The organism is Inquilinus sp., from assembly GCF_057815775.1.
In genome coordinates this window covers 1-11,385 of record NZ_JBYRFX010000838.1, presented here as the reverse complement: position 1 = coordinate 11,385, position 11,385 = coordinate 1, and the positions used below count along the sequence as shown (strand labels likewise).

At 68.3% G+C, this 11,385-nt stretch carries 9 protein-coding genes; 5 read left to right on the top strand and 4 right to left on the bottom strand.

All coding sequences use genetic code 11. The features are described 5' to 3' along the window. Positions 1–70: 70 nt before the first annotated feature. Positions 71–493: a group III truncated hemoglobin gene (locus tag AC3XYG_RS29975; protein ID WP_489143537.1), complete on the bottom strand. Its 423-nt coding sequence runs from the start codon at positions 491–493 to the stop codon at positions 71–73. A 299-nt stretch (positions 494–792) separates the two neighbouring features. On the opposite strand from AC3XYG_RS29975, the gene AC3XYG_RS29970 reads away from it, so the two are divergent. Continuing rightward, entirely contained in the window at positions 793–2,730 is a 1,938-nt protein-coding gene (locus AC3XYG_RS29970; protein ID WP_489143536.1) for a DUF4344 domain-containing metallopeptidase, read from the top strand. Between the two features lie 47 nt (positions 2,731–2,777). Here AC3XYG_RS29970 and AC3XYG_RS29965 read toward each other — a convergent pair whose 3' ends face one another. Further along, the gene (locus AC3XYG_RS29965) at positions 2,778–3,788 is read right to left on the bottom strand and encodes an aldo/keto reductase (protein ID WP_489143535.1); all 1,011 of its coding nucleotides are present in this window, start codon (positions 3,786–3,788) and stop codon (positions 2,778–2,780) included. Between the two features lie 119 nt (positions 3,789–3,907). Between AC3XYG_RS29965 and AC3XYG_RS29960 the strand changes: the two genes are divergently transcribed. After that, on the top strand, positions 3,908–4,801 hold the full coding sequence (locus AC3XYG_RS29960) for a LysR family transcriptional regulator (protein ID WP_489143534.1): 894 nt from the start codon (positions 3,908–3,910) through the stop codon (positions 4,799–4,801). Between the two features lie 40 nt (positions 4,802–4,841). On the opposite strand, the gene AC3XYG_RS29955 is transcribed toward AC3XYG_RS29960, so the two are convergent. Both AC3XYG_RS29955 and AC3XYG_RS29950 read right to left on the bottom strand, forming a co-directional pair. Next, on the bottom strand, positions 4,842–5,855 hold the full coding sequence (locus AC3XYG_RS29955) for a D-cysteine desulfhydrase family protein (protein ID WP_489143533.1): 1,014 nt from the start codon (positions 5,853–5,855) through the stop codon (positions 4,842–4,844). 89 nt (positions 5,856–5,944) lie between these two features. Then, positions 5,945–7,033: a LacI family DNA-binding transcriptional regulator gene (locus AC3XYG_RS29950; RefSeq protein ID WP_489143532.1), complete on the bottom strand. Its 1,089-nt coding sequence runs from the start codon at positions 7,031–7,033 to the stop codon at positions 5,945–5,947. Positions 7,034–7,173: 140 nt separating this feature from the next. Here AC3XYG_RS29950 and AC3XYG_RS29945 point away from each other — a divergent pair, with 140 nt between their 5' ends. The 3 genes from AC3XYG_RS29945 to AC3XYG_RS29935 all read left to right on the top strand — a co-directional run. Then, complete coding sequence (locus tag AC3XYG_RS29945; protein ID WP_489143531.1) at positions 7,174–8,814, top strand: alpha-glucosidase family protein; 1,641 nt, start codon at positions 7,174–7,176, stop codon at positions 8,812–8,814. 129 nt (positions 8,815–8,943) lie between these two features. Continuing rightward, a complete protein-coding gene (locus AC3XYG_RS29940) occupies positions 8,944–10,233 on the top strand; it encodes an ABC transporter substrate-binding protein (RefSeq protein WP_489143530.1) in 1,290 nt (429 codons plus the stop codon). Positions 10,234–10,313: 80 nt separating this feature from the next. Next, on the top strand, positions 10,314–11,385 hold a 1,072-nt coding region (locus tag AC3XYG_RS29935; RefSeq protein ID WP_489143529.1), incomplete at its 3' end, for a carbohydrate ABC transporter permease.

Below are 11,385 nucleotides of genomic sequence, written 5' to 3'. Positions count from 1 at the left end.
GCGATCGGCGCCGGGTTCCTGCTGGCATCGAGCGCCAGCAAGCGCTGATCCCGCTCAGCCGGCGCCTCCCTCAGCCGGCACGACGTGCCGGGGCGTCCGGCAGGATGCCGCGTTGGAACATGATGCCGAGCCGCAGGCTTTCGGCGATCTTTTCCGCCCGATGGATGAACCGGGCAGCCGCGCCCGGCGGGCAGACCTCGCGCGCCGTGGCCCGGAACAGATCGAGCCAGATCGCGAAGTGCTCCGGCTGCAGCGCCGGGACGCCGGCATGGGCCTGCATCGGCCGGCCGTCATAGCGCGCGGTGCGCAGCATCACCGACGACCAGAAATCGCACATCTTGGCGAGGTGCGGCCCCCAATCGGCGCCGACCACCCCGGCGAAGACCGGGCCGAGCACGGCATCGGCGCGCACGCGGCCGTAGAAGGCGTGGACCAGGGCGACGATCATCGCTTCGTCGATCGGGTCGGTGGGGTGTGCATCCGTCATATCCATCCGGATATCATGGACGGACCGATATAGCCGGGGCCAGAGCCGATCGCCGCAGGGCTGGGTTTCCGGCTGGACGGGCCGATCAACGCATCGGTTGTCATTTGCCTTGCCCGGACCCCGGTGCTAACGAGCGGAGATGCCCGGGAGCTGACGGCCGCCACTCGCCTGCCAAGCCATGGGCACAGTTATGACATTGAAATGGGCCGATAATCAGCGAAGCGGATGGAAGCCCGAACGGGCAGCGAGTGGCTGAACACGCCGGTCCTATCGATAAAAAAAGAATCCAGGAGCGATGGCTGAAGATGGAACGCAACACATCCACGCCGGGGCACGCCATGAAGCGGATGATGGCGACGGTTTTCGCCGTTGTCCTTTTTGCGGCCCTGTCCCTGGCCTTCATGGATGAAAGCGCCCTGGCCCAGGCGGCCGGCGCATCGTCGATCGAAGGCTCGTTGAATGTCTGGGAGAAGCAGCTGGTGCAGGAAGGGCTGATCCTGCTCGGCTACTACAACGGCTTTGCCGATGGCCAATTCGGCAGCCGCACCCGCGATGCGATCGCGAAATACCAGACGGACCGGCATCGCGATGCCACCGGCGAGATCGGCCCCGCCGATGCGCTGGAGCTGGGCGGGCAGGCGCTGAACCTGCAGGAAAAGATCGGCTGGCAGCCGCTGGCCAAGCCGAAGTCCGGCATCACCCTGTCCTACCCCTCGGGGTTCCTGACCAAGCGGCAGGACAATGACAGCGGCGGCGAAACGCTGACCTCGGCGGATGCCCGCGTCAAGCTGACCACCCTGCGCTTCACGAACGCCGCCGCTGGCGATATCGACAAGCTGTTCCAGGCCCTGTCGCATGAAGACGGCAGCAAGATCACCTATCAGTACCGCAAGGGGAACCTGTTTATCCTGTCCGGCATCAACGGGCAGACCAAGTTCTATTCCCGCTTCGAACAGCAGGATGACGAGACCCGGGGATATGACCTGAGCTGGCAGGACGACAAGGACGGCCAGATCTTCGAGAACATCTCGATCCTGATCTCGAACAGCTTCTTCCCGTTCGGCGGCAATCCGAACCAGGGCGAGCCGAACTATCCCACCCTCGCCGCGCTGGCCAAGCAGGCCGGCGGGGACGATTCGTCTTCCGGTGGGAACGACGCGTCTTCCGGTGACAACGGGTCGGACAACAGCCAGACGGCCAGCAACGGCGCCGGCGGCAATGGCGGGAGCGACACGAGCCCCGTCACGAAGAATGCGGATGGCACCTCTACCCCAGACATGACGGTGCTGAGCAACGACAAGGACGGGGTGGTCGAGGTGCGGTCGGACGCGCTGTCGCCGGAGAAGGGGCAGCTGACCACCTCCGACGGCCGGGGCCTGCGGTTCATCTACCACTATCTGCCGCCGGACAACGCCGACTACAAATACGCCTATCAATGGGCCGTCGACACCCATCTGTTCGCCAGCATCCCGGAACTCGACGCCATGGACGGGCTGTTCGTCCTGCCGCATTACCTGCACTACGTGACGCGGGAATGCGGCCAGGTGAACGCCTTCTACAACAAGGACGATTCCTCGGTCTCGCTCTGCTACGAGATGATCGACAGCCTGCTGAAGATGGGGCAGGGCCTGTCGAAGGGATCGCCCGACGCCAAGGCGCTGAGCGCAGAATTCGTGCGCGACAATGTGCGGTTCATCCTGCTGCACGAATCCGGCCACGCCATGATCGACCTGCTGGATCTTCCGGCCGTGGGCCGCGAGGAGGATTCGGTCGACCAGCTCGCCACCGTGCTGCTGCTGATGAATGTGACCGGCGGGGATGAGAGCACCAACGATATCGCCCGCGTGCTGCAGCTGGCGGCGACGTGGTTCAAGGTGGGCGCCGCCTCGTCCGACTCCCCTGATATGGCCGTGTTTGCCGATGAGCACTCGCTCGACGCGCAGCGCTATTTCAACCTGCTCTGCATCACCTACGGCCTGGATCCCGACGGGTTCCAGGGCATCGTCAACCAGGGGATGCTGCCGAAGGCGCGGGCGGACCGCTGCCCCGATGAGGCCAGCAAGATCCAGCGGTCCTGGGCGCGGCTGATCGTGCCGCATTTCGCGCCGCGCTATCAGCCGAAGGATGACGGCACCCCGGCCAACAGCAACAGCAATGGCGCGGACAACGCCGCGCCTGCGCCGGCCCAGCAAGACGAGAACCCGCTGGAGTGGGACCGCAAGTCCAATCCCTTCGGTAAATGACCCCGGTTCCCGCCCCCCTCTCGGGGGGCGGGACGGTCCTGCGGGGGTCAGCCGCCCTGGCGCTTTTCGCTGTCGAGGGTGGCCATGCCGTGCGACGGGTAGCGGTCGCCGGCCGCGGCGCCCTTCGGCACCACCTGCTCGATCCGCGTGAGATCGTCCGGCGTCAGGGTGACGTCCAGCGCGCCGAGCGCCTCGGTCAACTGGTTGCGGCGGCGGGACCCGACCACCGGCACGATGTCCCGGCCCTGTGCCGCCACCCAGGCGATGGCGATCTGGGCGACGCTGACGCCCTTGGCCGCCGCGATCGTCCGCAATTCCTCGACCAGCGCCAGGTTCCGGTCGACATTGCCCTCCTGGAAGCGCGGGCTGTGGCTGCGGAAGTCCTTGGCGTCCGAAGCGCCCTTCTGCCAGTGGCCGCTGATCAGGCCGCGCGACAGCACGCCATAGGCGGTGATGCCGATGCCGAGGTCGCGGCAAGTGGCGAGGATATCGTCCTCGATGCCGCGCGAGATCAGCGAGTATTCGATCTGCAAATCGACGATCGGATGCACCGCGGCGGCCCGGCGCAGCGTCTCCGACCCGACCTCGGACAGGCCGATGTGGCGCACGTATCCCGCCTTCACCATGTCGGCGACGGCGCCGACCGTATCCTCGATCGGCACGTTCGGGTCGAGGCGGGCCGGACGGTAGATGTCGATGTGGTCGACGCCGAGCCGCTGCAGCGAATAGGCCAGGAAGTTCTTCACCGCACCCGGGCGTCCGTCAAACCCACCCCAACCGCCGGCAGGGTCGCGCATGCCGCCGAACTTGACGCTGAGGATCGCGGCGTCGCGCTTGGAGCTCGCCCGCAGCGCCTCGCCGATCAGCATCTCGTTGTGGCCCATGCCATAGAAATCGCCGGTGTCGATCAGGGTGATGCCGGCCTCGAGCGCGGCATCCAGGGTGGCGATGCTCTCGACCCGGTCAACCTCGCCGTAAATGCCGTGGGACATGCCCATGGTGCCGAGGCCGAGGGCAGAGACGCGCGGGCCGGTGGCGCCGAGTTGATGATAATCCATGGTCCAGTTCCTTTGTACCGCGATGGGCGGCGTTCCAGTTGACTGGTGCAAAGTATGGGGTGCAATCATCCGTGCGATAATCCGTCCAGTGGCGCACGGGTCGTACGGAAAATCGAACAATGCCCGATCCAAATCTGTCTGATCTCGACGCCTTCGTGGCCGTCGCCCGCGCCCGCAGCTTCCGTGGCGCCGCCACGCTGCGCGGCGTCTCGGCCTCGTCGCTGAGCGAGGCCTTGCGGCGGCTGGAGGCGCGGCTGGGCGTGCGTCTGCTGAACCGCACCACCCGCAGCGTCACCCCGACCGAGGCCGGCGAGCGGCTGATTGAGCGGCTGGAACCGGCGCTGGGCGACATCGCCGGGGCGCTGGACGCGGTCAACAGCCTCCGCGACAGCCCGGCCGGCACGCTGCGGCTGGATGTGCCGTCGATCGTCGCCCGCCACATCCTGCCGCCGATCGCCTGCCGTTTTCTGCTGGCACATCCCGGCATCACGCTGGAGGTGGCGGCGAATGACAGCTTCATCGACGTGCTGGCCGCCGGCTTCGACGCCGGCATCCGCTATGAGGAGCGGATCGAGCGCGACATGATCGCCGTGCCGCTCGGCCCGCGGACCCAGCGCTTCGTCCTGGCCGCGGCGCCGTCCTACCTGGCCGCCCGCGGTCGGCCGAAGCATCCGAAGGACCTGCTGGAGCACGCCTGCATCCGCCACCGCTTCGCCAGCGGCCGGATCGCGTCCTGGGAGTTCGAGCGCGACGGCGAGCTGGTCCGCATCAGCGCGGACGGCCCACTGGTGGCGTCGTCACTGGAGATGGAGATTGAAGCCGCCATCGCCGGGCTCGGCCTGATCTGCACCTTCGAGGAGACGCTGCGGCCGGCCCTCGACCGCGGCGACCTGGTACCGGTGATGGAGGAGTGGTGGCAGAGCTTTTCCGGTCCCTTCCTGTACTACCCCAGTCGGACCCACATGCCGGCCCCGCTGCGCGCCTTCATCGACTTTCTCAAGGCCGGCGGATGAAATCCGCCGGTCCTCAAAGCCGACGGCTGACGCCGGCCGCTCATTCGCCCCAGTGAATCGGGAAGGCGTCGGGATAGGCGAACAGGGCGGGCGACCCGCCGGTGTGCAGGAACACCACCGTGTCGTCGGCGCTGAAGCGGCCGGCGCGGATGCCGGCGATCACCCCGGCCATCGCCTTGCCGGAATAAACCGGGTCGAGCAGCAGGGCTTCCTGTGTGGCAGCGAGGCGCACAGCCTCGGCCATCCCCTCGGTCGGCTGGCCGTAGCCTTCGCCGATCACGCCGTCCTCCAGCACCAGATCCGCCGCCGACAGGGGCGACGCGACGCCGAGCAGGTCGGCGCCGGCCTGCAGCAGCCCGGCGACCCGCGGCCGCTGTTCCGCCGCGGTCCGGCTGATGCAGTAACCGATCGCCGGGGCCGTGCTGCCGCCGAGGGCGAGGCCGAGCGCCAGCCCGGCATGGGTGCCGCCGCTGCCGCTGGCCAGCGCGACATGGGTGATGCCGATCTTCTGAGCCTTTGCTTGGTCCAGCAGCTCCCGCGCGGCATCGACATAGCCCATCAGGCCGAGCGCGTTCGACCCGCCGATCGGGATGACATAGGGCGTGCCGCCATCGGCCCGGCATTCCTCGGCCGCCCGTGCCATCTCGGCATCCGGGTCGGCGGTACCGGGGTGCAGCTCGATGCGGGCGCCGAACAGCTCGTCCAGCAGCAGGTTGCCGTTGGTGTGGTAGGTCGGGTCGCGCCCGGCCACCGCATCGGTCAGGATCAGCACGCAGTCGAGGCCGAGCCGGGCGGCGGCCGCCGCGGTCTGGCGCGCGTGGTTGGATTGCGGCCCGCCGGCGGTGATGATGGTGTCGGCGCCCTGGACCAGCGCCTCGCCCAGCAGGAACTCCAGCTTCCGCACCTTGTTGCCGCCCAGCGCCAGGCCGGTGCAGTCGTCGCGCTTGACCCAGAGCTGCGGCCCACCCAGCGCCGCGGTCAGGCGCGGCAGGTGTTCGAGCGGCGTCGGCGCGTGCTGCAGGCGGGTCCGCGGCAGCTGGTCGAGCGAGGGCATCTGTTCCGTCCCGTGAAGCTGCGGCCCTGCCGGCCGCCTGTCCGTTTCGTATCACGGTTCGTGACCGGGCCAGAAGGGGCGGCCGGGTGCTACCCCATCGGCGGCCGGGTCGAGCCGCGGACGACCAACTCAGTCGGCAGCAGGCGGCGGTCGGCCGGGATCGCGGTGCCATCGGCCACCGCCTTCAGCAGCAGGGCGGCGGCGGTGGCGCCCTTGTCGAACAGCGGCTGGCGGATCGTGGTCAGCGCCGGGCGAACCAGGGCGGCGCGCGGGATGTCGTCGAAGCCGGCGATCGACACATCCTCCGGCACCCGCAGGCCGAGCGAGCGCGCCGCTTCGATCGCGCCGATCGCCAGCCGGTCGCTCATCGCCAGGATCGCGGTCGGCCGGTCGGCCCGGCGCAGCAGCACCAGGGCGGCGTCGCGGCCATGCGCCTCGCTGCTGGCCGGGCGCTCCTCCGTCGGCACCGAGTCGGCGTCGAGGCCGGCGGCGGCGATCGCCTCGGCATAGCCGTCCATCCGGTCGCCACTGGTGCGGAAGGTCGTCGTGGCCCGCCGCGCGGCGTCGAGCGGCCCGACATAGCCGTCGACCGAGGATTCGAGCGAGATGATGCCGAGCCGGCGATGGCCCAGCCCCAGCACATGTTCGGCCACGCGCCGGGCGGCGCCACGGTCGTCGATACCGACGAAGGCCACCCCCTCCGGCGCCTGGTTGTCGATCGCGACCACCGGCAGGCCGCGCCGCAGCAGTGGCGCCCAGGCCTCGGCCCCATTGAGAAAGCCGTAGACCAGAAAGCCGTCGACCGCGGCGCGATGGATGGCGCTGCGGCTGGCCGGGCTTTTCACCGCCGGCAGGATCAAGAGGCCTGACCGCGCCTTCTCGCAGGCCGCCGCCACGCCGCGCAGCATGCCCACCGCCGCGGGGTCGTCGAAGGCGAAGGGCAGCGTCTCGTGGAACAAGAGGCCGATCGCCTCCGCCTTGCCCGTCCGCAGCATCCGCGCCGCCGGGTTGGGGCCGTGCACCCCCATCGCCCGCGCCGCCGCCATGATCCGGTCGCGCAGGTCGGCCGACAGCTGGTCGGGGCGGTTGAAGGCGTTCGACACGGTGGTGCGCGAGACGCCGACCGCCGCCGCGATGTCCAGCAGCGTGCCGCGCCGCTTCTCGGTTCCGTCACTCATGCATACACCCTAGGGGACCCCTCTTGATCGATCAAGAAACCCTCGATAGTGTAAAAACTGAATGCATTCAGAAGCCCTGTTCAGGGGACCGGGGCGGCTGGCGGGATCGCGGCCGGAATGCAGGGGACCGGAGGGGACGAATGCGCGAATGGTGGCGCGGCGCGGTGATGTACCAGATCTACCCGCGCAGCTTCCTGGACACGAATGGCGACGGCGTCGGCGATCTGGCCGGCATCACCGCCAAGCTGGACTACATCGCCGATCTCGGCGTCGACGGCATCTGGATCTCACCCTTCTTCAAGTCGCCGATGAAGGATTTCGGCTACGACGTCTCGGATTACTGCGACGTCGACCCGCTGTTCGGCACGCTGGCGGATTACGACCGGCTGATCGAAAAGGCGCATGCGCTGGGGCTGAAGGTGATCATCGACAGGGTGATCAGCCACACCTCCGACACCCATCCCTGGTTCACCGAGAGCCGGGCGAGCCGCGACAACGCCAAGGCCGACTGGTTCGTCTGGGCCAACCCGAAGCCGGATGGCAGCCCGCCGAACAACTGGCTGTCGATCTTCGGCGGCTCGGCCTGGCAGTGGGACACCCGCCGGCGCCAGTACTACATGCACAATTTCCTGACCCAGCAACCCGATTTGAACCTGCACAACCCCGAGGTGCAGGACGCGGTGCTGGCGGCGCTGGCGTTCTGGCTGGAGCGCGGCACCGACGGCTTCCGCCTGGACACCGCCAATTTCTACATGCACGACCGACTGCTGCGCGACAACCCGGCCAAGCCGGCGGACACGGCGCCGACCGGCGACGAGCGGCCGGACAACCCGTATTTCATGCAGTTCCACCGCTACGACAAATCGCAGCCGGAGAACCTGCTGTTCCTGCGCCGGCTGCGCGCGCTGATGAACCGCTATCCCGACCGGATGGCGGTGGCCGAGATCGGCGATGACGACCCGATCGGGCGAACGGCGGAATACGTCCAGGCCGACCTGCTGCACACCGCCTACAATTTCAGCCTGCTGAACGACACTTTCAGCGCGGCGCACATCGCCAAGGCGCTGATCGGATTCGAGCAGGCGACATCGGATGGCTGGCCGTCCTGGGCCTTCTCCAACCACGACGTCAAGCGGGTGCCGACGCGTTGGGGCGGGGCCGATGCCGACCCGCGGCTGGCGCGGCTGCTGGTGGCGCTGCTGACCTCGCTGCGCGGCACCGCCTTCCTGTTCCAGGGGGAGGAGCTGGGGCTGCCCGAGGCCGACGTGCCCTATGACAAGCTGCAGGACCCCTACGGCATCACCTTCTGGCCGGACTACAAGGGCCGCGACGGCTGCCGCACCCCGATCCCGTGGGAGGCGGAGGCACCCCAGGCCGGCTTCTCCACCGCCGAGCCCTGGCTGCCGATCCCGGAGGCGCATCGCCGCCTGGCCGTCGGCGCCCAGGCGCATGACCCCGAATCGACCCTGGCCTTCACCCGACAGTTCCTGCGCTGGCGCCGCAGCCACCCGGCCTTCGCGGCCGGAGCGCTGAAGTTCCGCGACACCGCCGACGGCGTGCTGGCCTTCGAACGGGTGCTGGATGGCGAGCGTATCCTCTGCGTCTTCAACCTGACCGGCGAAAGCCGGATCTGGACCGCGCCGACGGTGCAGATCGCGCCGACCGACGCGCCCGGGCTGGGCGGCCGGATGGATGGCGGCCGGGTCGCGCTGCCGCCCTATGGCGCCTTCTTCGGCGCCGTGGCGGCGGAGGCGATGATGTCGGAGCAGGACGCGGCCTGAGCCGGCCGTTCGAGAAATATTTGATTTCGACTCGCCAGGACCGGCCCTGGCGAGTCACCCTTTCGGCCAAGACGAGCACGCGGGGGGCGCGCCGGTCTCCCCCGCTGCACAAAAACAGAAGGAGGAGACATGTCGAAGAGCGCGCTCTTGCCTCTCGCCCTTGCCCTGACTTTGACGGGGGCCCTGGCCGGCACCGCTGCACAGGCGGAAGGTGTCACCGTCGCGATCGCCTGCGGCTCCGTCGGCGCCGAACAGGCGCAGTGCCAACAAGGCGCCAAGGAATGGGAGGCGAAGACCGGCAACACGGTCAAGGTTGTCGCCGCCCCGCAATCCACCTCCGACCAGCTTGCCCTCTACCAGCAGATCCTGAGCGCCAAGTCGGGCGACATCGACGTGTTCCAGATCGACGTGGTCTGGCCCGGCATCCTGGGCAGCCACTTCGTCGACCTGAAGCAGTATGTCGACCAGGCCACCATCGACCAGCATTTCCCCGGCATCATCCAGGGGCTGACCCGCGACGGACACCTGCTGGCCCTGCCCTGGTTCACCGATGCCGGGCTGCTGTATTACCGCCAGGACCTGCTGGACAAGTACAAGCTCAAGGTTCCCGGGACCTGGGCGGAGCTGACCGAAACGGCCAAGACCATCCAGGACGGCGAGCGCAAGGACGGCAACGACCGCTTCTTCGGCTTCGTGTTCCAGGGCCGGTCCTATGAGGGCCTGACCTGCAACGCGCTGGAATGGATCGTCAGCTCCGGCGGCGGCACCATCGTCGGCGCCGACGGCAAGATCACGGTCAACAACCCGCAGGCGGCCAAGGCGCTGGACCTTGCCGCGTCCTGGGTCGGCACCATCACGCCGGACGGCGTGCTGAACTACATGGAGGAAGACGCCCGCGGCGTGTTCCAGTCCGGCAACGCCGCCTTCATGCGCAACTGGCCCTATGCCTATGGGCTGGTCAATTCCGGCGACAGCCCGGTCAAGGGCAAGGTCGGCACCGCCGCCCTGCCGAAGGGCGACGGCGAGGGCACTCGCAGCGCGGCGACGCTGGGCGGCTGGCAGCTGGCGGTGTCGAAATACTCCGCCCATCCGAAGGAGGCCGCCGACCTGGTCGCCTTCCTGACCGGCAAGGACGAACAGAAGCGCCGTGCCATCGTCGGTGCCTTCCAGTCGACCATCCCGGCCCTGTACGACGACCCCGACGTGCTGAAGGCCCAGCCCTTCTTCGCCCTGCTGAAGACGGCCTTCGAAGGCGCGGTGGCCCGGCCCTCGGCGGTGACCGGCGAGCGCTACAACGAGGTCTCGACCCTGTTCTGGAACGCCGTGCACAACACGCTGTCCAAGCAGGGCGACGGCGCCACCAACCTGGCGCAGCTGCAGAAGGACCTGAACCGGCTGAGCCGCGGCGGCCGCTGGTGAGCAGCGCGGGCCGGCGGCCAGGCCTGTAGCGGCTGCCGCCGGCCCGTCCCGGACCACCGTCGATCTCGGGGGAGGATCCCATGACCGTCGTCACCTCGACCACCGCCCCGGCCGCCAAAACCGTGAAGCCGGTGGCCTCCAGGCTCAGCCGGCAGCGTGTCCGCGCCGCCTGGATGTTCCTGCTGCCGATGCTGCTGGTGCTGATGCTCGTCGCCGGCTGGCCGCTGGTGCGCACCATCGCGCTCAGCTTCACCGACGCGACCCTGAACGCGGACAAGCCGGTCCGCCTGGTCGGCTTCGACAACTACCTGTTCTACGGCCCCAACCGCGCCGATTACGACGACAAGCTGGGCGGCTATTACGTCTTCTATGACCCGAAGGGCACCAATTTGGTGTGGAAGCCCGACGATGGCCGGTTCTGGGACATCGACCAGAACAAGCCGGTCGATTACGACGTCGACACCAGCGGTATCTTCAGCTGGCAGGGGCTGCTGGTCGACCCGGTGTGGTGGCGGTCGGCCTGGAACACGGTGCTGTTCACCGTGGTCTCGGTGGTGATCGAAACCATCCTCGGCCTGATCATCGCCATGACGCTGAACACCCATATCCCCGGCCGCGGGCTGCTACGGGCCGCGGTGCTGATCCCCTGGGCCATCCCCACCATCGTCTCGGCCAAGATGTGGGGCTGGATGCTGAACGACCAGTATGGCGTGATCAACGAACTGCTGCTGTCCATCGGCGTGATCTCGCACCGCATCGCCTGGACCGCCGACCCCAGCCTGTCGCTGGGCGCGGTGATCGCGGTCGACGTCTGGAAGACCACGCCGTTCATGACGCTGCTGATCCTGGCCGCGCTGCAGATGCTGCCGGGCGAGGTCTATGAGGCGGCGAAGGTCGACGGCATCCGGCCGTGGCGGGTGTTCACCCGGATCACCCTGCCGCTGATCTGGCCGGCGCTGATGGTGGCGATCCTGTTCCGGGCGCTGGATTCGCTGCGCGTCTTCGACCTGATCTACGTGCTGACCTCGAACAGCATCAACACCATGAGCATGTCGGTCTTCGCCCGGCAGCAGAGCATCGATTTCCAGAACATCGGCTTCGGCTCTGCCGCCTCGACCCTGCTCTTCGTCATCATCGCCGTGATCGCCGCCC

Coding starts and splice junctions, on each gene's coding strand:
- AC3XYG_RS29940 (WP_489143530.1), top strand. CDS start 8,944: ATGTCGAAGAGCGCGCTCTTGCCTCTCGCCCTTGCCCTGACTTTGACG.
- AC3XYG_RS29975 (WP_489143537.1), bottom strand. CDS start 493: ATGGATATGACGGATGCACACCCCACCGACCCGATCGACGAAGCGATG.
- AC3XYG_RS29970 (WP_489143536.1), top strand. CDS start 793: ATGGAACGCAACACATCCACGCCGGGGCACGCCATGAAGCGGATGATG.
- AC3XYG_RS29965 (WP_489143535.1), bottom strand. CDS start 3,788: ATGGATTATCATCAACTCGGCGCCACCGGCCCGCGCGTCTCTGCCCTC.
- AC3XYG_RS29950 (WP_489143532.1), bottom strand. CDS start 7,033: ATGAGTGACGGAACCGAGAAGCGGCGCGGCACGCTGCTGGACATCGCG.
- AC3XYG_RS29955 (WP_489143533.1), bottom strand. CDS start 5,855: ATGCCCTCGCTCGACCAGCTGCCGCGGACCCGCCTGCAGCACGCGCCG.
- AC3XYG_RS29960 (WP_489143534.1), top strand. CDS start 3,908: ATGCCCGATCCAAATCTGTCTGATCTCGACGCCTTCGTGGCCGTCGCC.
- AC3XYG_RS29945 (WP_489143531.1), top strand. CDS start 7,174: ATGCGCGAATGGTGGCGCGGCGCGGTGATGTACCAGATCTACCCGCGC.